This window comes from Alloyangia mangrovi (assembly GCF_002300555.2).
Classification (GTDB): domain Bacteria; phylum Pseudomonadota; class Alphaproteobacteria; order Rhodobacterales; family Rhodobacteraceae; genus Salipiger; species Salipiger mangrovi.
The window spans coordinates 65651-88855 of sequence record NZ_NTHN02000019.1 but is presented as its reverse complement, the minus strand read 5'-3'; the positions used below and the strand labels follow the sequence as shown (position 1 = coordinate 88855).

The 23205-nt window shown below is 68.3% G+C and carries 26 protein-coding genes; 6 read left to right on the top strand and 20 right to left on the bottom strand.

Features of this window, described 5'->3' with window-relative positions; genetic code table 11:
* The first annotated feature begins 260 nt into the window (after positions 1–260).
* Positions 261–1082 carry a quinoprotein dehydrogenase-associated SoxYZ-like carrier gene (locus tag CLG85_RS12300; protein WP_260348983.1) on the top strand — a complete coding sequence of 274 codons (822 nt, stop codon included), beginning with the start codon at positions 261–263 and terminating at the stop codon, positions 1080–1082.
* Positions 1083–1097: 15 nt separating this feature from the next.
* Here CLG85_RS12300 and CLG85_RS12295 read toward each other — a convergent pair whose 3' ends face one another.
* From CLG85_RS12295 to CLG85_RS28010, 19 genes are all read right to left on the bottom strand, one after another.
* Positions 1098–1613, bottom strand: a complete 516-nt coding sequence (locus CLG85_RS12295) for an RES family NAD+ phosphorylase (protein WP_260348981.1) — start codon at positions 1611–1613, stop codon at positions 1098–1100.
* A complete protein-coding gene (locus CLG85_RS12290; protein WP_095881104.1) occupies positions 1613–1963 on the bottom strand; it encodes an antitoxin Xre/MbcA/ParS toxin-binding domain-containing protein in 351 nt (116 codons plus the stop codon). The genes CLG85_RS12295 and CLG85_RS12290 overlap by 1 nt, the downstream gene beginning before the upstream one ends.
* 69 nt (positions 1964–2032) lie before the next feature.
* Positions 2033–2383: a hypothetical protein gene (locus CLG85_RS12285; RefSeq protein ID WP_095881105.1), complete on the bottom strand. Its 351-nt coding sequence runs from the start codon at positions 2381–2383 to the stop codon at positions 2033–2035.
* Complete coding sequence (locus CLG85_RS12280; protein ID WP_095881106.1) at positions 2380–3051, bottom strand: hypothetical protein; 672 nt, start codon at positions 3049–3051, stop codon at positions 2380–2382. Before CLG85_RS12280 ends, CLG85_RS12285 begins: the two co-directional genes overlap by 4 nt.
* Before the next feature lie 110 nt (positions 3052–3161).
* On the bottom strand, positions 3162–5387 hold the full coding sequence (locus tag CLG85_RS12275; protein WP_095881107.1) for a hybrid sensor histidine kinase/response regulator: 2226 nt from the start codon (positions 5385–5387) through the stop codon (positions 3162–3164).
* Positions 5384–6541, bottom strand: coding sequence for an FIST N-terminal domain-containing protein (locus CLG85_RS12270; RefSeq protein ID WP_095881108.1), 1158 nt, complete (start codon positions 6539–6541; stop codon positions 5384–5386). The genes CLG85_RS12275 and CLG85_RS12270 overlap by 4 nt, the downstream gene beginning before the upstream one ends.
* Positions 6542–6546: 5 nt before the next feature.
* On the bottom strand, positions 6547–7272 hold the full coding sequence (locus tag CLG85_RS12265) for a LuxR C-terminal-related transcriptional regulator (RefSeq protein ID WP_095881109.1): 726 nt from the start codon (positions 7270–7272) through the stop codon (positions 6547–6549).
* A 123-nt stretch (positions 7273–7395) separates the two neighbouring features.
* The gene (gene gfa / locus CLG85_RS12260; protein ID WP_095881110.1) at positions 7396–8022 is read right to left on the bottom strand and encodes an S-(hydroxymethyl)glutathione synthase; all 627 of its coding nucleotides are present in this window, start codon (positions 8020–8022) and stop codon (positions 7396–7398) included.
* A gap of 134 nt (positions 8023–8156) precedes the next feature.
* On the bottom strand, positions 8157–8816 hold the full coding sequence (locus CLG85_RS12255; RefSeq protein WP_260348980.1) for a DUF58 domain-containing protein: 660 nt from the start codon (positions 8814–8816) through the stop codon (positions 8157–8159).
* A gap of 199 nt (positions 8817–9015) precedes the next feature.
* Complete coding sequence (gene repC / locus CLG85_RS12250) at positions 9016–10155, bottom strand: plasmid replication protein RepC (protein ID WP_260348979.1); 1140 nt, start codon at positions 10153–10155, stop codon at positions 9016–9018.
* A 180-nt stretch (positions 10156–10335) separates the two neighbouring features.
* Entirely contained in the window at positions 10336–11304 is a 969-nt protein-coding gene (repB, locus tag CLG85_RS12245) for a plasmid partitioning protein RepB (protein ID WP_095883331.1), read from the bottom strand.
* Positions 11304–12491, bottom strand: coding sequence for a plasmid partitioning protein RepA (gene repA / locus CLG85_RS12240; protein ID WP_263619956.1), 1188 nt, complete (start codon positions 12489–12491; stop codon positions 11304–11306). Before repA ends, repB begins: the two co-directional genes overlap by 1 nt.
* A gap of 346 nt (positions 12492–12837) precedes the next feature.
* Positions 12838–13947: a pyrroloquinoline quinone biosynthesis protein PqqE gene (gene pqqE, locus CLG85_RS12235; protein WP_260348978.1), complete on the bottom strand. Its 1110-nt coding sequence runs from the start codon at positions 13945–13947 to the stop codon at positions 12838–12840.
* A gap of 72 nt (positions 13948–14019) precedes the next feature.
* A complete protein-coding gene (pqqD, locus tag CLG85_RS12230) occupies positions 14020–14295 on the bottom strand; it encodes a pyrroloquinoline quinone biosynthesis peptide chaperone PqqD (RefSeq protein WP_260348977.1) in 276 nt (91 codons plus the stop codon).
* Complete coding sequence (pqqC, locus tag CLG85_RS12225; protein WP_095883069.1) at positions 14295–15053, bottom strand: pyrroloquinoline-quinone synthase PqqC; 759 nt, start codon at positions 15051–15053, stop codon at positions 14295–14297. The genes pqqD and pqqC overlap by 1 nt, the downstream gene beginning before the upstream one ends.
* Positions 15050–15949 (bottom strand): pyrroloquinoline quinone biosynthesis protein PqqB, encoded by a 900-nt coding sequence (pqqB, locus tag CLG85_RS12220; protein WP_095883068.1) that lies wholly within the window; start codon positions 15947–15949, stop codon positions 15050–15052. Before pqqB ends, pqqC begins: the two co-directional genes overlap by 4 nt.
* A gap of 22 nt (positions 15950–15971) precedes the next feature.
* Entirely contained in the window at positions 15972–16064 is a 93-nt protein-coding gene (pqqA, locus tag CLG85_RS12215; protein ID WP_040384855.1) for a pyrroloquinoline quinone precursor peptide PqqA, read from the bottom strand.
* A 113-nt stretch (positions 16065–16177) separates the two neighbouring features.
* The gene (locus tag CLG85_RS12210; RefSeq protein ID WP_224848550.1) at positions 16178–16858 is read right to left on the bottom strand and encodes a response regulator transcription factor; all 681 of its coding nucleotides are present in this window, start codon (positions 16856–16858) and stop codon (positions 16178–16180) included.
* On the bottom strand, positions 16824–18476 hold the full coding sequence (locus tag CLG85_RS28010; protein ID WP_446323473.1) for a sensor histidine kinase: 1653 nt from the start codon (positions 18474–18476) through the stop codon (positions 16824–16826). The genes CLG85_RS12210 and CLG85_RS28010 overlap by 35 nt, the downstream gene beginning before the upstream one ends.
* A 151-nt stretch (positions 18477–18627) precedes the next feature.
* On the opposite strand from CLG85_RS28010, the gene CLG85_RS12195 reads away from it, so the two are divergent.
* The 4 genes from CLG85_RS12195 (at position 18628) to pedC (ending at position 21355) form a co-directional block, all read left to right on the top strand.
* Positions 18628–18831, top strand: a complete 204-nt coding sequence (locus CLG85_RS12195) for a hypothetical protein (protein WP_095882948.1) — start codon at positions 18628–18630, stop codon at positions 18829–18831.
* Positions 18832–18984: 153 nt separating this feature from the next.
* Positions 18985–19815, top strand: a complete 831-nt coding sequence (locus CLG85_RS12190; protein WP_375796917.1) for an ABC transporter permease — start codon at positions 18985–18987, stop codon at positions 19813–19815.
* Positions 19816–19826: 11 nt separating this feature from the next.
* Positions 19827–20561 carry a lanthanide ABC transporter ATP-binding protein PedB/LutE gene (gene pedB / locus CLG85_RS12185; RefSeq protein ID WP_095882947.1) on the top strand — a complete coding sequence of 245 codons (735 nt, stop codon included), beginning with the start codon at positions 19827–19829 and terminating at the stop codon, positions 20559–20561.
* The gene (gene pedC, locus CLG85_RS12180) at positions 20558–21355 is read left to right on the top strand and encodes a lanthanide ABC transporter permease protein PedC (RefSeq protein ID WP_095882946.1); all 798 of its coding nucleotides are present in this window, start codon (positions 20558–20560) and stop codon (positions 21353–21355) included. Before pedB ends, pedC begins: the two co-directional genes overlap by 4 nt.
* 7 nt (positions 21356–21362) lie before the next feature.
* Here the strand turns inward: pedC and CLG85_RS12175 are convergent, their stop codons facing one another.
* On the bottom strand, positions 21363–22244 hold the full coding sequence (locus CLG85_RS12175; protein WP_260348971.1) for a LysR family transcriptional regulator: 882 nt from the start codon (positions 22242–22244) through the stop codon (positions 21363–21365).
* 81 nt (positions 22245–22325) lie between these two features.
* On the opposite strand from CLG85_RS12175, the gene CLG85_RS12170 reads away from it, so the two are divergent.
* Positions 22326–23120 (top strand): phytanoyl-CoA dioxygenase family protein, encoded by a 795-nt coding sequence (locus CLG85_RS12170; protein ID WP_095882944.1) that lies wholly within the window; start codon positions 22326–22328, stop codon positions 23118–23120.
* Positions 23121–23205: the final 85 nt, after the last annotated feature.

The window sequence follows — 23205 nt, the reverse complement described above, 5'->3', positions numbered from 1 at the left end:
TGATCCTCCAGCGTCGCCTCGCAACCGGCCAGCTCCGCCGCCTCATGGCCCGGCACCAGCGCGGCGCGGCAGGGCGGCTCGCCCGCCAGCCCTGCGCAGAGCATCACGATGGCCTCGAACATGCCGCCTCCCCTCTCGCCGCACCCGAGCCTCGCGCCCCGGCGCGGCGCGATCCATACCGACCTTGCGCTCGGTAGCCCCCTGCCCCGCCGGGGCCTAGACTGCCGCTGACCCACGCCGGCCGGTCCAGGAGGAGCCCCATGCCGCGCCAGACCATCCCCGCCGCCCTGCTCGCCGCCGCCCTCGCCCTGCCCGTGCAGGCCGCCGACACCCAAGGCACGCCGCTGCAGGAGAGCCCCACCTGGGAGGAGCTGCGCCCCGACATCACCGGCGAGGCCGCCATTGCGCCCGCGGGCGGCCTGTTCACCGTCGAGGCCCCCTACCGCGCCGAGGATGCCGCCACCGTGCCGCTGCACATCGTGCAGACCGATCCTGCGGGGAGCATCGGGAAAGCCACGGTGGTGATCGACGAGAATCCCTCGCCGGTCGCGGGCACGTTCACCTTCGGCGCCGCCATGGCGCCGCTCGACTTCGAGCTGCGGCTGCGGGTGAACGCCTATTCCAACGTGCGGGTGATCGCCGAGACGCCGGAGGGCCTGCGCATGGACGGGCGTTACGTGAAGGCCTCGGGCGGCTGCTCGGCGCCGGCCAGCAAGGCAGGCGAGGAGGCGCTGGCCGATCTGGGGCGGATGAAGCTGCGGCTCTTCGGCCCGTCCGAAAGCAGCGCGCCGCAGCAGTCCACTGCCCGGCGCGAGGCGCAGATCCAGATCCGCCATCCGAACTTCTCGGGGCTGCAGCGCGACCAGATTACCCAGCTCTTCATCCCCGCGCATTTCATCGACCATCTCGAGGTCTGGCAGGGGGAAGAGCTTCTCTTTGCCATGGACGGCGGCATCTCGATCTCGGAAAACCCCGCCTTCCGCTTCAGCTATGCCGACAATGGCGCCTCCGCTCTGACCGTGAAAGCGACGGACACCGAGGGGAATCGCTTCGAGACCGAGCTGCCTAAGGCCGGCGGCTAGGCCAGTTGCCCCACCTCAGGACGGCGGCGCGGGCGGATGGCGCAGGCGGTTCTCGTCGTCGATCAGCCGCAGGCGGTGCGGCAGCGCCTCGCCCCAGCGCCAGAGCACGAGGTTGCGCGCCGCCGCCCGGGCGCCGGGTGCGAAGCTCGGCACCCGCATGCCGCAAAAGCCCATCGCCAGCACCCGCTCGGCCAGATCCTGCGTCGGAGCACTGCCCTGCATCGCCTGCCGAGCCGCCCAGTCGGGCAGGGCCAGATCCTCGGGCCGGGCGCCGATCTGCGCCAGCGCCGCGGCGTCGCAGGCATCGAAGAGAGGATCGAGATCAGCCTCCACCGCCACCAGCGTCACCGGCGCGAACTGCCCGGCCTGCTGCACCTCGTTGAGCGCCGTCTCGACGCTGTCGGCAAGGTAGAGCGCCGCGCGGCCGACCCGGTTGAAGCGCCCGCCGAAGCGCTCCGCCCCCTCGCCCGACAAGGGGCGGTAGGCCCAGTAGGGCGAGAGCGCGCGGTAGAGCGTGCCTTGAAAGTGCATCAGGCGGGGATGCCGGCGTCGAGCCTGTCGAGGTAGAGGTGCACCCAGTCGGCGTGGCCGTCGCGCACCAGCTGCATCGCCGTCGCCTCGCCGAAGCCCGCGAGCGGCGCCGAACGGTACCAGGCATAGGCCAGCAGGTCCGAGCCGAAGCGCGGCGCGACGCGGTTGACGATCTCGACCATCTCGCGCAGGCGCTTCTGGGTGCGGGGGTTGCCCACCCGGTTCGCCCGGGTCAGCGCGTCGCGGCCGAGCCCGGCGGTCTGGGCGATCTCGTCCACCGTGGTGCGCAGGCTCTGCGCCATTAGCCGCGGGGCAAAGAGCCCGTCATCCGATACACCGCGAAGATCCATGCTTGCCACCCAATATGACGTTATATGCGTCAATATGGGTGGCGACATGACAGAGGTCAAGTCATGCGGTCAGAAGAAGCAGACCACCTCGGCCTCGGCCTGCGCCCGGCGCAGCTCGGCAACGATGCCGTCTGCCATGGCCGAGCTGTTGAAGATCGCCATGCGCTCGCCGCCGGTGAGCCGCAGCGAGAGCACCGTCTCGGCCTCGACATACTTGTCATAGGGCAGGATGGCGGCGATCTCGTCGATCGAGCAGGAGCATTTGCGCAGGCTCTCGCGGTTCTGCCCGTTCGAAGCCATGCAACCGAAGACGTAATCGGCGCGCACCTCGGTCGGGTAGTCGTTGAGCCGCTCGGCCACGCTCTGCGCCGAGACCGCCGCCGGGCTGCAGAGCGCGAGCACCAGAACCAGCCGGATCATTGCGCCGCCACCTCGTCGAAGCGCAGCTCCGAGAGGTAGCCTCCTTCCGCGCCCTCGGCGCCCGGTGCCTCGGCGATCAGGCTCAGGTACCAGCCCGGTACCGCCTCGGACATGGTGACCCGCAGCTCGAGATCGCCGAAGCCCTGCATGCGTGCGCGGTTCGGGTCCTCGGCAAAGGGCCGCAGGGTGACGGTGCGGGTCTCGATGGTCTCGCCGCCGTAGAGGGCCTCTCCGGTCTCGACCTCGGCGGGGCGCACCAGCGAGTCCTTGATGCGGTTGCGGATGTAGAAGGGCGAGCCGCCGGCGGTCTCGGCCATGTCGCGGATCACCGTCTCGTAGAAATACATGATCATCGGGTTGCCAACGCTGGCCGGGAAGCTGCCGAGGTTGCGGTGCTTGCCCTCCTGCAGGAACTGCAGGTTGGCGATCCGCGCCTCGGGCTGCTGCTCGAACGACAGGGCAATCTCGCCGCTGCCGGTCTCCGCCGCCTCGGGCAGCGCGCCGTTCTGCACGGCGCGGGTGTAATGCAGCACCGCCTCCGGGGCGACGCTGTCAAGCGTGCCTTCCTTGAACAGCAGCTGGTAGGTCTGCTCGGCCTCGGTGGTGGCCGCGGCTGCGGGCAGCGCGAGCGCCCCCAGCACGGCGATCAGGGCCAGTTTCCTGCGCATGGCGCGACTCCTCCCGCGTGGTTTCCCAATGCGCAGCCTACCCCGTCGGCCCCGCCTGTCATTGCCGACTTTTGTCGGTGCCCGCCGCAGAGACCGCCACGGGGCGCCCCCTACCCTTCCGGCGACTGCCAGCGCACCTTCCAGTCGATCAACGAGCGCAGCCGGGCCAGTTGCACCGGCTTGGTCAGCACCGAGAAGCCCTGCGCCGCGCCCTTCTTCATCAGACCGTTGCCGCGGTTGGCGGTGATCATGATCGCCGGCACCTGCGCGCCGCACTCGCGGCGGATCTCGGCGATCGCCACGTCGCCGGTCTCGCCGTGGTCGAGCTGGTAGTCGGCGAGGATGATGTCCGGCGGCATGCCCATGTCGCGCACATGCCCCAGCGCCTCGGAGATCGAGCGCGCCGCGAGCACGCTCGCTCCCCATTGCTCGAGCTTCTGCGAGAAGGCGAAGAGCACGTCCGGGTCGTTCTCCACCAGCAGCACGATGTGGTCCATCTCGTAGGCCATGGCGGGGGTGCGCTCGCAGCCCTCCTCGGGCTCGGCGCGGCGGCCCTCGACCACCTCCATCTCGATGCTGAAGACCGAGCCCGCGCCCGGCTTGGAGCGCACCCGCACGTGGTGGCCAAGCTGGCGGCAGGTCCGGTCGACGATCGACAGCCCCAGCCCCACCCCCGAGCCGAGCGGCACGTTGTCGGCGCGGGCGAACTCCTCGAATATGCGCTTCTGATCCTTGCGCGAGATGCCGATACCGGTGTCCCAGACCTGCAGCTCGATGCGCCCGCCGCGGCGCCGGCAGCCGACCAGCACCCGGCCGCCCTCGGGAGTGTATTGCAACGCGTTGACCACGAGGTTCTGGATCGAGCGCAGCAGGTAGATCGGATCGGAGCGCACGAAGACCATGCTCGGCACCACGTCGAGCCGCACCCCACGGCGCTGCGCCACCGGGATCTGATCCTCCCAGACGCTGCGCATCAGCGTGCCGAGGCAGAGCTCGGAAGGGGTCAGCGCCTTGTCGGCGCTCTCCAGCCGCGAGATATCCAGCAGCGAGTGCAGCAGTTGCTCGATCGATGTGAAGGAGCCCTCGAGCCGCTCCACCGTCGGCGCAAAGCGGGTGTCGGCGGCCGCATCGAGCAGCGTCGCGATGAGCAGCTTGGCGGCGTTGATCGGCTGCAGCAGGTCGTGGCTGGCGGCGGCGAGAAAGCGGGTCTTCGACGAGACCGCCGCCTCGGCCCGCTCCTTGGCCAGCCGCAGCTCCTCCTCGACCCGGGCCTTTTCCTCGAACTGCAGGCGCAGCTGCGCGTTGGCGCGGGTCAGCTCGGCGGTGCGCTCGATCACCCGGTTCTCGAGCATCACCGTGGCGCGCGTCTCAAGCGTCACGTCTTTCAGCTCCAGCAGCACCCCGCCGTCGGGCAGCCGGTGGGCGTGCAGGTCCAGCATCCGCCCCGAGGCATGGCGCAGCCGCCGACGCAGCCGCCCCTGCCGTTCCAGCCGGTCGAGCCAATGGGCGATGTCATGTTCGGCGGCCTCGGTGATCAGCCCGTGCAAAGCGACGAAATCGAGGATCCGGGCCAGTTCGACTCCCTTCTGCAGCACCGTGTAGGGCAGCCCCAGCAGCTGCCGGAACTGCTGGTTGTACATCATCACCGCGCCCTCGGGCGAAAAGGTGCAGACCCCCGAGGTCATGTTCTCGAAAACCGCCTGCAGGTAGTCCGCCTGACGGTCGATCAGGCTCTCCTTCTCGGACCGGTTGCGGCGCAGGATGGCGGTCATCTCGGTGAGCAACAGCACGATGTTCTCGTCGCTCGTGCGCTGCAGGTTGATCTGGTACCAGCGGTCCCCGGTCAGCTCGATCACCAGCGAGACCACCGAGGCCCCTGCCCTGCCCCGCCGTGCCTGCGCCAGCGCCGCGTCGAAACTGCCCTCGACGCTCACCAGATGCGCGCTCTCGGCCATGGCCGAGAGACAGGCGCCGATCTCCAGCCCCGGCCGCAGCAACTCCGAGATGTCGGGCAGCAGCCGCTGGAAGTTGTCGTTGCAGACCTCGAGCCGTCCGCCGGTGAACAGCGCCACCCCGCCGTCGAGCGCCGCCAGCGCATCGGCGAGGTTCTTGCGCATCCGCTCGGAGTCGTGCCGGGCGTGGCGCAGCGCGTCGGTGGTCAGCTCGAGATCGCGGGTCTTGGCCCAGACCTGCGCCTGCAGCGCGATGGCCGACTGGAAGGCGCCATAGGCGGTGCTGCCAATCTCGTGCTGCCGGTTGGCACGGCGCATCAGCGCGTCGATGATCTTTGCCTGCCGGGCGACCTGGCTCTCGAGCGGCTCATGGGGGTCGATCATGCGAAGTCACGCCTCCCCGGATCGAAGAAGGCGACGCCGACGAAGGTCTGATTCACGTGCACGCCGCAATGCTGCTCGCCGTAGGTGTTGAACCCCAGCACGCGGCGGCGGCGGAAAATCTCGCTCACCGCCGGGGCGAGCTGCTTCTGCTCGATCTCGAGCTTGCGCAGCACGCAGTCGAAGCCGAGCACGAAATCCGGCGGCGCCTCCTGCGAGCCGGTGACGTCGAGCTCGTGCTCGAGCGTCTCGAGGATCTCCTTGCCCCGGCCCAGCGTCAGGATCAGCCCGTCGTCGATCGCCCCCAGGAAGGAGAGCGCGTGCGAGCTTGGCGCACCATGCACCGCGCGCACATGGTAATTCATGTTCTGCCGCACCAGCATCGGGTTCTCGGCGAAGACCTGCGGCGACAGCCGCTCGACCGGCACGCCGACGATGCGCGCGTATTCCAGCGCCGCCGGGGCACCGTTGATCTCGAAGACCAGACGCTCCTCGGGCAATGCATGGGTCACCACCATCTGCTCGTCGGTGGGCAGGAAATGGTCGAAGCCGAGGCCGCGGAACTCGAGGTCCGTTTCAACCAGAAGGAGAACGGCCGCATTGCTGTGGAAGCGCCCGTCGTGCAGGACGAAGGTTTCCTTGAAGGCAAGATTGTCACCCGCCGAGCCTCCGAAGACCGGCACTTCGCCAAGCGCCGCCTCGAGCGTGGCGACCAGCATCTCCTCCTGCTTGGCCAGCCCGTCGGCGAAGATCAGCGCCAGCCGGTTCCACCCGGCGGTGCGGCGGAAGCGCACCGCGTGGCTGCGCACCTCCGAGGCGATGGACTTCATCAGCAGCGGCTTCAGCGGCGAGATCAGCATCGAGGCGCAGCGGAAGTGCTCGCGCGGGAAGGCCAGCAGCAGCAGCGCCCCGGTCTCGTAGCCCTCCTGGGTGATCGTCCCGGCAGTGGTGCAGCCGAAGACCGGCACCCCGCCTGCCCCCTCCTCAAGCGCCTGCGCCACGGCGTCCAGCACCAGCCCCTCGGGCATGAAGGCGAGGATGAAGCAGGTGTCGGAAAGGTCGAGCATCGCCAGCGCCTCGGTCACGGCGGCGGCGGCCTCGGTCTGGTAGGAGACCGCGATGCGGACGAAACGGGGCAACGGGCGGTCTGGCGCCATATGGGTCAGCGGCTCAGGAAGGCCTGGGCATCGGCATCCGCGGCGCCGATGGTCGTGGCGGGCTGCGAGCTTTCCACCAGCACCGCCGCCTGCGTCCGGTTCTGCACCCCGAGCCGCCGCAGGAGCGCGGTGATATGCGCCTTTACCGTCGCCTCGGCGAGATCGAGCTCGTAGGCGATCTGCTTGTTCGGCTTGCCGGCACAGATCAGCTTCATGATCCGTTTCTGCTGCGGCGTCAGCTCGGCCAGCTTCGGGTGCATCGCCTCGAAAGGCGGTGCCTCGGCCTCGCTCACCGTCTCGCCCAGGTAGCCGGCATGCACGTAGCGCCGGCCAGCGGCGATCTCGCGCAGCGCCTCGCGCAGCAGCGGCGCCGGGGCGTCCTTGGGCAGGAAGCCCGCCGCCCCCTCCTGCATCAGCGCCTGCACCACCTGCACCGAGGTCAGCGAGGAGATCACCAGTACCGGCACCTCGGGCAGCGCCTCGTGGAGACGCTGGAAGCCGGAAATGCCGCAGACGTCCGGTAGCTTGAGGTCGAACATCACCAGGTCGGGTGCGAGCCCCTGCTCAAGCAACTCCAGCGCGGCGCCGAGCGTCTGCGCCTTGGACGGCTGACACTCCGGGAACACCATCCGCAACGCGGCGTCCAGCGCATCACTATAAAGCGGATGATCGTCAACGATCAAAACAGGCCCGATCGTGCCCGATGCGGCCGCATCTTGCATGTCTTTCATTGAACTCTCCTCCCACGGAGAGGTTAGCGCATGAAATTTCACTCGCGCAACGGTGTTGTTCCCCTGGGGCAAGGAACGCGCGCCTCCGCGCCGAGGTTTGCGAGGCGCGCGCCGGAGCCCGGCCTAGGCCAGCGCCCCGCTCTGCTTGGCCACATGAGTGGCGATGGCGTCCATCAGCGGCGGCGAGAGGCAGTCATAGGGCTCGAGCCCCAGCTCGCGCAGCCGGCTGCGGATGTCATCCATGCGGGACGGATCGACCCCGGACTCGATGATCGACGAGACGAAGGCCGCGAATTCCGCCGGCGCCCAGCCGTCGTCGGACGACAATTCGGTGTGCACGAAGTCGAGCCCGTGGAACGGGTGCCCGGTGTTCTCGATGCGGCCATACATATGCACGCCGCAGCCCTTGCAGGCGTGGCGCTGGATCGCCGCCGAGGCGTCGACCACCTCGAGCTTGTCGGCATTTTCCAGCACCTCGACTTGGTCGCGGGCGACCACGGCGATCTGGCTGAACACCGCGCCCGCGGGCTTCCAGCACTTGGTGCAGCCGCAGACGTGGTTATGCGCGGTCTGCGCGCCGATGCGGACCACGACGGGATCACTGCTGCACTGGCAGCTCAGCGTGCCTCCGGCAAAGCCGGGCCGCGCCGGGGTGATGCCGCCATCCACCTGCGGATGGATCTTCACATGGCTGAACTGCGGCGTGGACGGCGGCTCGTCCCCGCCGAATAATTTGTCGAGAATTCCCATTTCCTCTGGCTCCTCCCATGCGCGCCCGCCTCCCTGCGGACCCGTCGCGCAAGGGTGCGGCCTTGTTTGGGCTCTGGCAATGCAACCATTCGTATCGGCTCGGCGCCTCTTTGCCGGAGGATTTGGGCGGATTGTCAGCCGGACAAAGCGGCGCGGCGCAGCGCGCGCCCGAGATAGGGTGCGGCCTGTTCCGGCGGCAGGTTCGCATCAAGCGTCAGGAGGCCGCACGCTGGATGGGGGTCTCCGTCCGGGCCGTCGATGACATGCAGGAGCCGCAGCAGATGCGCCCGCGACAGCGTCTCGACCCGCGCGGCCAGCCCTTGGCCGGGCACTTCGAAGCCAGAGGCGATCACCAGCGCCGCGCCCGGCAGCGCCAGGGCTTCGAGCGCCCCGAGCCCCGGCACCAGCGGCGGGTCGTCGAAGCAGCCGGCAAGCGCCATGGCCTCGGCCGTCTCATGCGCGGCCACGAGACCCGTGACGATCTCGCGCATTCCGGGCTGGCCGCGACCGGCTGGCACCACCACCGGGGCGCTCGCGCCGAGGGCCAGCAGCGCGACCCAGCCGCCGTCCTGCACCACGCGCCAGCCGATAAGCGCCAGCGCCTCGGCCGCCGCCACCGAGCGGAAAGCGCGGAGCTGGCCGCTCAGCATCGACGGACGGAAGTCCGCCACCAGCACCACCCCGGGCCAGTCCCGGGACTGCCAGGGGTGGAAATGCTCCCGCGCCGTCTCGCGCAGGGCGACGAGATCGGACGTTCTGAGGCTTGCACCGGGAACGTGCGGGGAGCGGATCATCGAGACTTCCTTGGTCGGGGCCCATGACGGGCGGCGGGAGTGGCGGCGCACGGCGGGAGGTCCGCTGCATCCGGAGGGTCAGGACAACCTAGCCGAAGCGGGCGGGGCGCCGGAACACAGCCCATGGTCGCAGCCCCGCCGGACCTGCAAAAACTTGCCAGAGGGACGAATTTTCAACCCACTGAAAACAAGCGTATTTTCAAATTGTCAGCTGACAATTTCCCGGATCGGCCCGACGCGACAGGGTGGCAAGCATCGAAAAGACAGAGAAAGAGTCCTGCCGCGCCATTTGTGTCAGCCGCCTGAGGTAGGCGCCGGGCTTGCGGATATGCGCGTGCCGTTCGAGCAGGCAGAGCAGGGTTGCCGCCGCCCGTTCCGGGCCCATGATCCGCTGTGCCTCGTGCAGCACCGGCGGCTCCACCCCCATCATCGGCGCGAGCCTCTGCGAGATGGCCACCAGTTCGTGCCAGCCTTTGGGCGCATCGGGGAAGAAGGCGCGGTACTCCCGGCAGGTCTCTGCGACCATCGGCAGGCTCAATTGGGCATCTTTCTCCGCTGGTCCGGCAGTATCCAGTCGAACTGCCTCTGCCTGCTGCGTGCTCTCAGAGTCAGAATAGGATCTATCTGATTCCTGTATGTGCCGCTCATTTTGGCTGTTGCTGGCGCTCAGTTGGGCGGGCGAAGAGACGGTGAGCGCGGGAATTTCCGCGGGCGTCTCCGCCGGAAGTTCGGCCTCGAGACGGCTGACAATCGCCGTGAGAACCTGCTCGGAGCACTTGCGGCGCAGCAGCAGCCGGGCCGCTTCGAGCAGCTCCTCGGGGGCGCCTGTCCCGAGCAGCCGCTGGCGCAGCATGCCAAGCCTCGCGCGTAGCACGGCGATGCGTTCGCGGCGCAGGGTGGCCTCGGTGACCGCTTGCGCCAGGGCAGAGGCGGCGCGGGCGAGGGGGGAGAGGTCGAAGCCGAAGGCCACGCCGATCTCGGCCCCGGCGCGGCGGGCGAAGCGCTTGCCGTTGGCGCTGTCGTGACGGCGGACAATACCGCTGGCGGTCAGCGCCGCAAGGTGCCGCCGCAGCGTGCTCTCGGGCATGCCGGAAAGCCGCTCCGACAGCGCCCGGTTCGAGGGGAAGACGATGGCACCGCCGGGCGCGCCGGGCAGCTCACGCTCGGGCCAGAAGCTGAGCAGCGCCTTCAGCACCGACAGCGGGCGGTGGCCGAGACCGAAGTCCTCGGCGGCAATGGTGAGATCGCGCAGCAGCGCCCACTTGTCGTGGGAGCCGACCTGCGACGTCAGGCAAGCCGATAGCGGCCGCCCGACAGGGTGTCGGGACGTGTCCTGCATGCAAATTTTCACGAAAGACAACAAAATTCCTGCCCCACACCGAGATGTGGAGTTGACAGGGACCGGTGCTGGCGGCTAACTCAAAGTGCTACTTTCGAGAAGGGCCTTCCGGGATCCGTCCTGGGGGGCTTTTCTTTTTGTCGCCTGTCCTCTCGTGCCTCCGTTCCTGTTCTACTGCTCTCAGTCTTCCGACCGGGTGCTTTGCCAGCGGTCGTGAAGTTCGTTGATGATGGCCTCGGCCTGCGAGTCGAGCCACCGGTCGAAGCCGTCTGCAGTGCGCGAGGGCACCGTCAGAGTCAATCCGCGCGAGGTGCTGCGCACCTCTGCCAGCGCCATGCCGTCGCGGGAACGCAGGCTGCGCGGCCGCGGGGCAGGGGCCTTGGGCGCGCTCGTCTTGCGCTGGGTCGCGGCATAGACCGCCTCGAAACGGGCGTCGGAATCCAGCGCACCGAAATCGGGGTGGATCATGGCGTCCTCGGCGCGCGCGCTCGCGGCCTCGTCCTGCAGCGCCTTGGCGAGCGCCATCCAGCGGTCGCGGCCGATGCCCGGGGCCGAGCCGATGCGGCGCAGGAAGGGCAGGGCAAAGGCCGTGCCCACCTTCAGCATCCGGCTCACCATCGGCAGGTCGATCGACAGCGCCGCGGCGATTGTCTGCCGGTCATAGCCCGAGTCCTGCAGCTGGGCGGCAAAGCTCGCCTTTTCCACGAAGCTCAGGTCCTGGCGGGAGGTGTTTTCCTGCCCCTGCGCCATGACCAGCGCGTGGTCGTCGAGCTGGCGGACCATCGCCTTGACCTTCATCCCAAGCTCGCGCAGCGCCCCGAGGCGGCGGCGGCCGTAGACGATCTCGAAACGGCCGTTGGTCTTGGGATGCGGGCGCAAAAGCACCGGAACCTGCTGACCGTAGGTCTGCAGGCTCTCTTTCAGCTGGCCCTGCGCGGCGGGATCGAGCCCGAGGCGGTCCTCGAAGCCGGCGTCGTCGATGAGATCGGCGTCGATCTCCTGAACCGCGTTCTCCTGCAGCTTCGACAGCGAGCTCTGCAGCGCGCCGACCGCGCCGCGCGGCATCATCCGCGACTCGGCGGGGCCTGGCTTGCGGTCGCCGCCGCCGAGGGTCGAAATCCGTGGTTCCAGAATGCCTTTGCGTGCCATCAGCGTCCCCATGCTTTCTGAATGAGAGACTCGACCTCATCATTGACTTGATTCAGTGAATCGATCGCGCGGTCATAGGTGTTGCGGTGGAACTGCGAGCGGTCGACCTCGTAGAGGGTCTGGGTCGTCAGCCCGGCGTCCGAGATCGCGGTGGATTTCAGCATGGACGAGACCATGACCTCTTCGCCGAAGAGCTGGCGCAGGAAGGCGACGACCTGCTGCTGCGGCCCGTCGTTCGGCTCGTAGCGGTTGATCAGAAAGCGCAGGAAGTCGAACTCCATGCTGGCGCCGGCATTCGACACCACGTCGAGCAGATCAGCACTCATCTGCAGGAATTGCGCCATCGAGGCGATGTCCAGCATGTTGGGCACGATGGTGATCAGCACGCCGGTCGAGGCGCAGAGCGCCGACATGGTCAGATAGCCGAGCTGCGGCGGGCAATCGAAGATGATCACGTCATACTCTGCCTCGACCTCCTGAAGCGCCGCGGCCATGCGGGCGAAGAAGGGCGGCTGCATGTTGGCCATCAGCGCCTGCGGCGTCTCGTGCTCGAATTCCTGCAAGATCAGCCCACCCGGCGCTAGGTCGATGCCGGTGAAATAGGTCTTCTGGATGATCTGCGACATCGGCACCGGATCGTCGTAGCGGATCGCGTCGTAGATCGTGCCGGAATGCAGGAAATCATATTCGGGACGGTAGCCGAAGAGCGTGGTCAGCGAGGCCTGCGGGTCGATGTCCACCGCCAGAACGCGGTAGCCCTTGAGCGCCAGGCGCTGCGCGGTGTGGATCGAGCTGGTGGTCTTGCCCGAGCCGCCCTTGAAGTTGAGGAAGGACAGCACCTGCACCTTGTCACCTTCGCGGCGGCCGCGCAGGTAGGTGCCCTTGGTCTTGGCGGTATTGTCGAGGATCTTGCGGATTTCCTGCAGATCTTCCCCGGAATAGTGTCTTCTTCCGCCCGGCGTGGTATGCACCTCGGGCACACGGTTCTCGAAATGCAGCTTGCGCAGGAAGCTCGGAGAGATGCCGAGCAGCTCTGCCGCCTCGCCCGCGGAAAAGCGGCGAAGTTCCTTGCGCGCATCGGGGGCGAAGACCTTGAGCATATGGTCCTCGAGCGCCGCGCTGATCGCCTCGGCGTTCTCCCGCACACGGGCGTTGATATGGATCGGTTCCGCCACTGCTGCCCTCATTGTCGGTAACGCTGTTTTCCGCCAGCGCTTTTATTACCGTTCCTTTATGCAAGAGAGAGCGGAGTTGTCCACAGATTCCTTCGCCAGGAGGGCAGGGGGCGTGCCGCAATATTTTGCGACTCTTCACAGGGCGGCCGCAAGACGCGGGATAATTGATTGAAATTGTGTTGCTTTTTACCTGTCTTCCGCTTGGGCATCGCGACTGCATGTTTTCCCGGCGAAAAACCGGTTTCTGACAGAATCCGAAGGCCACGCGGCGACTCGCTCTGCTGTGGTTTGGCGGGCAACTTGCCGACGAGTCGCCTCTCAACAGGCTCAAATCAGGAGAGAAAGACCCTGTTTCGACTCACTCGGCGGGTTCTGTGGCGGGTTTGCCGGGCGCACTGCGGTAGGTAAGGGGCGAGTCGGCCTCGGCATGGGCGGCGGCGCGGGCCTGAAGGTCCAGGTGCTGGGCCGACTTCACGCAGACTGGGTCGGTCGCCGCGGGATCGCCCGCCAGCGCCATCGCCTGGCACCGGCAGCCGCCGAAGTCGATCTCGCGGCGTTCGCAGCTTGCACAGGGCTCCTTCATCCAGCCGGTACCGCGATAGGCCTCGAAGGCGGCGCCCTCGTACCAGATCGCCGTGAGCGGGCGGTCGCGGACGCTTTCGAAGCGCAGGTGGGGAATCGTCTGTGCGGCGTGGCAGGGCAGGACGGTTCCGTCGGGCGCCACGTTGAGCCCGGTCGAGCCCCAGCCGCCCATGCAGCGCTTGGGATAGTCGGAATGGTAATCGGCGGGCACGTAGTCGATGACCAGCCGCCCCTTCAGCCGGACCCGCGCCTCGGCGACGAGGCGGGTGGCCTCCGCTGCCTGCGCCTTCGTCGGCATCAACGCGTCGCGGTTCTTCAGCGCCCAGCCGTGAAACTGCACCGTCGCCACCTCGATTCGGCGGGCGCCCATCTCGAGCGCCATCTCCAAGGCGCGCGGCAACTGGTGCAGGTTGCGCCGGTGCAGCACCGCGTTGAGGGTCAGCGGAAAGCCGATCTTTCCGATCCATTCCGCAACCTGCAGCTTTCGGGCAAAGCCGCCGCGGTAGCCGCCGATCTCGTCGGCCATCTCGGGCGTCGTGCCCTGCAGGCTGAGCTGGATGTGGTCGAGCCCGGCGTCGTCGAGCGCGCGGAGCCGGCGCTCGGTGAGGCCGATGCCCGAGGTGATGAGGTTGGTGTAGAGCCCGGCGTCGCGGGCGGCGCACACCAGATCCTCGAGATCGCGGCGGGTGGCGGGCTCGCCGCCCGAGAGGTGGAGCTGCAGCACGCCGAGATCCGCCGCCTCGCGGAAGACGCGGGCCCAGTCCTCGGTCGAGAGCTCGGCCTCCTGCCGGGTCAGCTCCAGCGGGTTCGAACAATAGGGGCAGGAGAGCGGGCAGCGGTGGGTCAGCTCGGCGAGCATCGCGATGGGGGGCTTGGCTTTGGTCATGGCGGGCCTTTGATCAGCGGGGCGGCCCGTGGTCGGCGCCGGGCCGTGCGTATTTGAAAAAGAGAAGAAGGGTCAGGGGGAGAGGTCGAGGAAGCGCCGGGCGTGCAGGGCCTGCAGGAAGGCGGCCGCGTCGGCGGCGATCTGTTCGGGCGGGGCGGCGTAGCGGGCGGCGAGGGTCTCGGTGATCTCGGCAAGGCTGTGGGTGCCGTCGACCTCGGAGAGGATCGCGTGGGCGACGGCGTCGAGGGTGACCGCGCGCTCGGGGGCGAGCAGCACCCATTGGTCCCGGACGCGGTCGCGGTGCAGGCGTACGCCGCGGGGCAGGGTCGGGATGGCGGCGGGGTCCATCAGGCCGCCTCGGCGCCGGGGGCCAGCCCCTCGCCGGGGCGCCAGGCGCCGGGAGGGATGCGGGCGGGCTCGACATAGGCACCCCAGAGCGCGTCGAGCTGAGACCAGAGCACGTCGGTCTTGAACATCAGGGCGCGGGCGGCCTGATCCTGCTTTTCTGCAGTGTCGGCATGGTCGAGCACCCACTTCAGGCCGAAGGCGACGTCCTTGGGCGCCTCCTTGAGGCGATTGCGGAAGTAGCTCAGCGCCGCGTCGTCGGCGAAGGCGTAGTTCTGCAGCAGCCCCTCGATGCGGGAGGCGTGGATCTTGGGGGCGAAGAGCTCGGTCAGCGAGGCGGCGACGGCCTCGAGCAGCGTCTTGTCGCGCACGAAACGGACGTAGGCATCAACCGCGAAACGGGTGGCGGGCAGCACGCCCTCGCAGGAGGCGACGTAATCGCGATCAAGACCAACCGCCTCGGCGAGGCGCAGCCAGCGGCGGATGCCACCCTCATTGGTCTCGGTGCCGTCGTGGTCCTCGATGCGCGAGCGCCAGGCGCGGCGCAGGTCCGGATCCGCGACGCGCGACATGAAGGCGGCGTCCTTCATCGGGATCGAATGCTGGTAGTAATAGCGGTTGATCACCCAGGCGCGGACCTCGTCCGGGGTGCAGGTGCCGCCGTGCAGCCGGTGATGGAAGGGATGCAGGTCGTGGTAGCGCTCGGCGCCGATGCGGCGGAGGCGGGCCTCGAATTCTGCGCGGGAGAGTGCGTCGGTCATGCGGTCAGCTCCATGCCATCCTGGCCTATGGTCCAGCCCGCCGCCTCGGCCTCGGTCCGCTCGGGGGCGCCGGGGCGCAGCACCGGGTTGGTGTTGTTCATGTGCACGAAGACCTTGCGGCCCAGATCGAGCCCGTCGAAGGCGGCGATCGAGCCGGCGGGGCCGCTCATCGACATGTGGCCCATGCGGCGACCGGTCTTGGCGCCCAGACCGGCGGCGATCATCTCGTCGTCGCGCCAGAGCGTGCCGTCGAAGAAGACCAGCGCGGCCCCGGTAAGCCGGGCGCGCAGAGTCTCGTCGAGCCGCGCGCAGCCGGGGATGTAAAAGGCACGGGAGGTGCCGGCACGCAGTTCGACGCCGACGGTCTGTTCGCCGAGAAGATCGGTCTCGACCTCGGTGCCCTCCATGTAGAGCGGCACCTTGCCCGGCACCGCGAAGAGCGTGGCGGTGAGGCCGGGGGCGATCTCGGCGGGCTCGTCCAGCGCCAGCTCGGCGCGGGGCACCACGGCACTGTTCAGCGCCGCGAAGACCGGGTTGCCGGCGATCACCTCGTGGATGCCGGGGGTGGCGTAGAGCGTGAAGGGCTGCATCTCGCGCAGGGTCAGCAGCCCCGCGACGTGGTCGATGTCGCCATTGGTCAGCAGCACCGAGCGGAGCGGCATGTCGCGCAGTCCGGTGGGGTGCAGCTCGGGGGTGGCCGCGAGCTGCGCGCGGATGTCCGGCGAGGCGTTGAGGATCGCCCAGTCCGCTCCGTTCGCCGAGACGGCCAGCGAACTTTGGGTCTGGGCCGGGATGTCGCCTGCACGGGCCATCCGGCAGTTCTCGCAGCCGCAGTTCCACTGGGGCAATCCGCCCCCGGCTGCGGCTCCGAGAATACGCGCGCGGATCTGTTGCATCACGTTCTCCGCGCGCGGCTGTTCAGAACAGCACCCCGTCGTCGTGCTCGGGTCCGTACATGTTGATTTCCATGCCGCACTCGATTTCGCGGATCACGGGTTTCGTCCAGGCCATGAAAGTCTCCTCCTCTCGCGGGTTGCGATGGGAGAAGTCTGCGGCGCGGGGGGGGCTTGGGGCGACTCTTATCTTCTAAGAAGGGCCGAGACGAAAGTCGGTGCCGGAACGGTTCAGGGGCGCGGCGGGGTGCCCTCGAGGCAGAAGCCCTGTTGCCGTACGGTGATGATATCGAAGCCGAAATCGGCCGATGGTTTCAGCTTCTTGCGCAGGTAGCCGATATAGACGTCAACGACGTTTTCCGAGCGCGAGTCGCCGGCCCAGAGCCGGTCGAATATCTCGCCGCGCGAGAGCGGCGTGCCCGCGTGGGTGGCGAGAAGCGCCAGCAGGGCGAACTCGCGGTCGGTGAGCTGCAGCCTGCGGGCGGGGGTGCTGAGGCTGTGGTCCGCCGCCGACAGCCGGGCCGGGGCGGGGCGCATCGCGGCGGCGCGGTGCTGCTGCACCTGCAGCCGGGCGATGAGTTCGTCGAAGGCGAAGGGTTTGACCACGTAGTCATCGGCCCCGGCGGCGAGACCGGCGGCGCGCTGCTCGACCTCCGAGAGCGCCGAGAGCATGACCACCGGCAGCTGCACCCCGGCGGCGCGGGCACTGCGGACCAGCTCGATGCCGCTGTCGGCGCCGAGCATGACATCGATCACCGCCGCGTCGAAGCTCTGGCCGCTGAGCCGTTCGAGCGCCAGATCGGCGCGGTTGCAGGTTTCCACCGCGTAGCCATGCAGCCCCAGCCCCCGGGCGAGGGCCGAGCAGATCTCGGGATCGTCATCGACGACAAGGAGGCGGGGCGCATGGCTCATGGCGGCAGGCTAGCGCGGGGCGCGCGGCAGGCGAACCGCGATTTTGGTCCCGGGTGCGTCGCCAAGGGCCTCGGTGCGGGGCAGGGGGCTTTGGATGGTGATGCTGCCGTCCTGCTGCTCGATCACCCAGCGGGCCAGCGGCAGGCCGAGCCCGAAACCCTGCGCCCGCGCGCTGCCGGCGCCCTGCGCGAAGCGGTCGAAGAGGCGGGGCTGCATGTCCGGGGGGGATGCCGGGGCCGTTGTCGGTGAGGGTGATCTCCGCCTCGGACCCATCCGCGCGGAGCTCCAGCTTCAGGGCACCGCCGCTGCGGGCGTGGCGGATGGCATTGCGGATGAGGCCGGTGAGCACCTGCCGCAGCCAGTTGCGGTCGCCTCGACGATCAGCGGGGCCGGGGGGGGCGGTCGGGCGGTCAAGATGCATCCCGGCGTTCGAGACCTCGGCGGCGGTCTCGGCAATTGCCTCCTGCGCCAGCTCGGACAGATCGACCGGCACCGGATCGAGTGCAAGCTGCCCGGTCTCGGAGCGGGCGACGCGCAGCAGGTCGTCGATACGGCGGCTGAGGCGGGTGGCGCGGGACTCGATGGTGGCAAAGGCGAGCTCGGGTTCGGACGCACCCTGCCTGCCGAGCTGCGCCTCCATCAGGATCACCGTGAGCGGGGTGCGCAGCTCGTGGCTGATGTCCGCGAAGAAGCGGCGGCGGTCCTCGTCGGTGCGTTCGAGCCGGGCGTTGGCGGCGCGCAGGGCCTCGGTGCGTTGCGCGATGGTCTGGTTGAGTTGCGCGCGGTCCTCGGCCACGGTCTCGGCGCGGGTGGCGAGGGCCTGTGCCATGCGGCTGGTCTCGGTGTAGAGCGCGCCGATCTCGTCCTGCCGCGTGCCGGGCAGGGCGATGGCGAAATCCTCCTGCCCGATGCGCCGGGCGGCGGTGCGCAGCGCGTCGAGGCGGCGGAACTGCGGGCGCACGAGGCCGAAGTAGAAGCCCGCCGAAAGCAGCAGCGCGACCAGCCCCATGCCGAGCGCCGCTTGCACCAGCCGGTGGCGCAGCGCGTCGATGCCCTGCAGGATCTCGCGGCGGAGCCTTCGCTCCTCGTTCACCGCCTCGGCCAGCAACGGTTCAACCCCCGAGGCGAAAGTGTCGAGATGGGCGCGCAGGCGGGCGGGGTCCGTGGTCTCGGAGGTCAGACCGGCCTGCGCCGAGCGGAAGAGCGCCTCGATCCGCGCGATGGAGAGCGAGAGCGTGGCGCGGCGGCTCTGCGCGTCGAGCCCCTGCGCGGCGGCGACCTCGGTGTCGAGCCCGGCGCGCAGCCGGGCAAATGTCTGGGCGAGGGTCGCGGCGATGCCTTGGGTGCGCGCGGCGCGGGTCTCGGGAAGCTGTCCGCTCTGGATCATCTCGGCGGCGACCACGATGTAGGTGGAGACCTGCGTGGAGAGCGCGGAATACTCCTCGAGCCGCACTTCGGCAGCCAGCGCCGAGTCGAGCCGATCCGAAACCCGGGCCATTCCGAGCACGATGATTGCCGCTGTCAGCAGCGTCGCGAGGCCGAGGAGGCCCGCGCCAAGGCCCAGCCAGGCCTTCAGAGAGAGGCCCGACCGCCCGAGAATCTGCCGTTGCGCTTTCATGCCTGCCTTAAAAACGCCCGTTCGCCCAAGTAACGCGCGCTTTCGCTGGGCAATGCTGCAGTGCGGCGTAGCTGACACAAATTGTGACCCCTGAATGTTAACACTCAGGGGGATACTGGGAGGGCATCACGTTCAAACACACGAGGCAACCATGATTGAGCTTCTCTTTATGGCGTGCTTGTCGAGTGCGCCTGACCAGTGCCATCAGCGCAGCCTATTGTATTCCGATGTCACCCCCATGGCCTGCATGTTGGGCGCCCAGCCGGAACTGGCCCGCTGGGTCGAGGAACATCCGGCCTATACGGTGTCCAACTGGAAGTGCCGCGAAGTCGGCACCGGAGAGCGCGAAGCCTGAGCCTGCGTCCGGCCCGGTGAATTGGGGCCGATCGCGATCCATTCGTTTGTAACTTTGTACCATCCGCGCCCCACGGGACGAACCGCTCCCTAAGGAGCAATTGACGCGGGGCGACTCAACCGTCACCCTCTCCGGCTGGAGAGGGAGGTCTTCGTGCAGGGCAGTGATACCGCGACGCGCTTCATCGGCAGGGGCATGGGCGGAACGACAGGCGATGCGCGCAGCGGCGCGCGCGCCGGGCCGGGACGGCTCGGTATCACGGCGGTCTCGCTGGCCGTGCTCGTGCTGCTGTGGGTGCTCGCCGCCACCCTCACCGATGACCCGCAAATCCTGCCGCAGCCCTGGGCGCTGGCGGCACCTTTTGCCGAGGCGCTGCGCTCGGGCGAGTTGCCCTATCACCTGGGGCGCACGCTGGGCCGCGTGGCCTGGGCCTTCGTGCTGGCCATGGGCTCGGGCATCGCGCTGGGTATGGCCATGGGGCGCTACCCGAAGCTCGACCGCTGGCTTGATCCCTGGCTGGTGATTTTCCTCAACCTGCCGGCGCTGGTGCTGATCGTGCTGTGCTATCTCTGGATCGGCCTCAACGAGACCGCCGCCATCGTCGCGGTCACGCTCAACAAGATCCCCAATGTCGCCACGGTGATCCGCGAGGGGGCGCGGGCGCTTGACCCGGGGCTCGACGCCATGGCCCAGGTCTACCGCATGCCGCTGGCGCGGCGGCTGCGCCACGTGGTGCTGCCGCAGCTCGCGCCCTTCATCACCGGGGCCGCCCGCTCGGGGATCGCGGTGATCTGGAAGATCGTGCTGGTGGTGGAATTCCTTGGCCGATCGGACGGGGTGGGCTTCCAGATCCACCTCTATTTCCAGCTCTTCGACGTCGGCATGGTGCTGGTCTACGCGTTTTCCTTCATCGCGGTGATGCTGGCGGTGGAATGGTTGGTGCTGCAGCCCTGGGAGCGGCGGGTGCGCCGTTGGCGGGGGTGACCGGAGCCTGAATGACCGCCCTCGACGTCTCTGACCTTTGCTACAGCTACGGGCCCAAGCGCGCGCTCGACGGGGTGAGTTTTGCGCTGCGCCCCGGGTTCACCGCGCTTCTTGGGCCGAACGGGGCGGGCAAATCGACGCTCTTCGCGCTGCTCACCCGGCTCTTCGTCACCCGCGAGGGGCGGATCACCGTCGCCGGGCACGACATGGCGCGCGAGCCGCGCGCGGCGCTGTCGAAGATCGGTGTGGTCTTCCAGCAGCCCACGCTCGATCTCGACATGAGCGTGATGCGCAACATGCGTTACTTCGCGGCGCTACATGGCATCGCCGGGCGCGAGGCGGTGCGGCGCAGCGAGGCGGCGCTGGCGCAGCTCGGCATGGCCGAGCGGGCGGATGAGAAGGCGCGAAATCTCAACGGCGGCCACCGGCGGCGCATGGAGATTGCCCGGGCGCTCATCCACCAGCCCGAGGTGCTGCTGCTGGACGAGCCCACGGTCGGGCTCGATTTCGAGAGCAGGCAGGCCATCGTCGATCATGTGCACGGGCTGGCGAAGGCGGGGCTGACGGTGCTCTGGGCGACGCATCTTGTCGACGAGATCGCCGATGGCGACGACGTGGTGGTGCTGCACAAGGGCCGGGTGCTGGCGCATGAGCCGGCCTCGGAGTTGCGCGGCGGTCGTCCGCTGGCCGAGGTTTTCATCGAGATGACCGGGCAGAAGAGCACCGCACGGGAGGGGCGGGGATGAACGCTTGGCTGGTCGCCATGCTTGCCATCGTCCGCCGAGAGGCGATGCGCTTCGTGCATCAGCGCTCGCGCTTCCTTGCGGCGCTGGTTCGGCCGCTGGTCTGGCTCATGGTCTTCGCCGCCGGCTTCCGCGCTGCGCTGGGGATGTCGATCATCCCGCCCTACGAGACCTACATCACCTACGAGGTCTACATCATCCCCGGGCTCTGCGGGATGATCCAGCTCTTCAACGGCATGCAGAGCTCGCTGAGCCTCGTCTACGATCAGGAGATGGGCTCGATGCGGCTGCTGCTGACCTCGCCGCTGCCACGCTGGTGGCTGCTCTTGTCGAAGCTGCTGGCGGGGGTCGCGGTCTCGGTGCTGCAGGTCTACGTGTTTCTCGCCGTGGCGGCGGGATTCGGCATCGTGCTGCCGGGCTGGGGCTACGTGCTGGTGCTGCCGGCGCTGATCCTGTCGGGGCTGATGCTGGGGGCATTGGGGTTGCTGATCTCCTCGACGATCCGCCAGCTGGAGAATTTCGCCGGGGTGATGAACTTCGTGATCTTCCCGATGTTCTTCCTGTCGACCGCGCTTTACCCGCTGTGGAAGATGGCCGAGAGCTCGACGCTCTTGCGCGACATCTGCGCGGCGAACCCCTTCACCCATGCGGTCGAGCTGATCCGCTTCGCGCTCTACCAGAGCCTGAACGGCTGGGCGCTGCTCTGGGTGGTGCTGGCCTTTGTCGTCTTCTTCGGGCTGGCTCTGCTGGGCTATGACCCGGCGCATGGCATGAGCCGCCGTCCGAAGCGCGGCTGAGCCGGGTTCAGCCGAAGCTGCTTTCGAGCGCCGCGACGATTTCGAGGAAGGTCGGGTCTGTGTCACGCAGGCGCGGCCAGATCAACGCGATCTCGGTTGCGGCGTCGGTGGTCGAGATCGGTACCGTCGTCACGCGTCGCCCGTCGTAGCAGATGCTGCTTGGCGGAGAGGAGTAGCTGATGCCGATCCCGGCGCCATGCGCGGCGAGCGAACGCATCATCTCCAGCGAGCGCACCCTGTGGCCGACGGTGGGGCTGAGCCGCATGGCCTTGAAGAGCGCCGTCATGAAGCCCTCGGACAGCTCTTCAGAGAAGAAGATCAGCGGATGCGCCGCCAGCTCCTGCAGGGTCAGCGTCTCCTGCCGGGCGAGCGGATGTTCCGGCGCGAGGAAGGCCACCGGCAGGATCGTCTTGAGCACGCAGCGCTCGAAGCGCGCGCCGAAGCCGACGTCATAGGAGATCGCCAGGTCCACGCGGCCCTCGTCGAGCGCGGTGGCGAGATCGGAGAACCGCCCCTCGGCGCCTTCGAAACTGACAGCGGGAAAGCGGCTGCGCAGGTGTTCCAGCGCCTGAGCCAGCTGCAGCGGCGCGAGGTCCTCGAAACAGCCGAGGACGAAAGGCGGCGGGCTGTCCGAGCTGCGCTCGATCCCCTCGGCGAGCAGCAGCAGCTCGCGGATCCGGCCGAGGAGGCGATGCCCCTGCGGGGTGATCTCGACCGGGGCGCCTTTGCGGCGCAGGAAGACGCGGGTGCCAAGCCGCTCCTCGATCCGGGTGACCGCCACCGACAGCGAGGGCTGCGACACGTTCAGCCGCCGGGCCGCCTCGGTCAGGCTGCGCAGCTCGGCGACGGCGATCAGGTACTCATACTGGCGCAGGGTGTTATATAGCATGGGTCTATTTAATTAATGTAAATACATTATTGGAAGTTATTTTTTGCCAGGGCTAGGCTCGCCGGAAAAGAGGATACTCCGATGCACGCACTTCTCACCCAGGACATGATCGAGACCTTCCAGCGCGACGGCGTGGTGCTGATCAAGGGGCTCTTTGCCGACCACGTGGAAGACATCCGCGCCGGGATCGAGCGCAACATGGCCGAGCCCGGCCCCTATGCCGCCGAGAACCTTAAGGAAGGCGAGGCGGGGCGCTTCTTCGACGACTATTGCAACTGGCAGCGGATCCCCGAGTTCGAGCACGTGGTGCGCAGCTCGCCCGCCGCCGAGGTCGCGGCGGACCTGATGAAATCGGACCGGGTGCAGGTCTTCCACGATCATATCCTGGTCAAGGAGCCCGGTACCTCAAAGCCGACGCCCTGGCACCAGGACGGGCCCTATTACTTCGTGGACGGGATGCAGAACGTCAGCTTCTGGTCGCCGGTCGATCCGGTGACCGATGCCAGTCTGCGCTGCGTTGCCGGCAGCCACCTGTGGGACAAGCCGGTGCTGCCGAAGCGCTGGCTCTCGGAGACCGACTTCTTCCCCGACAGCGACGCCTACATGCCGGTGCCCGATCCGGACGCCGAGGGCATGGACGTCAAGGAATGGCAGATGGAGCCGGGTGACGCGGTGGCCTTCAACTATGCCATCCTGCACGGGGCGCGCGGCAATACCTCGGGCGCGCGCCGCCGGGCCTTCTCGCTGCGGCTGGTTGGCGATGACGCCCGCTACGTCGAGCGCCCGGGCCGGACCTCGCCGCCGTTCCCCGGCCACGACATGCAGCCCGGCGATGTGCTGCGCGAGGATTGGTTCCCGGTGATCTTCGAGCGCTGAGGGCAGCCGCGTAGACAGGTCGCCTCGGGAAGAAAAAAAGCGACAAAGAAAAACCCCCGCGCCGGTCGGGCGCGGGGGCAAAGGC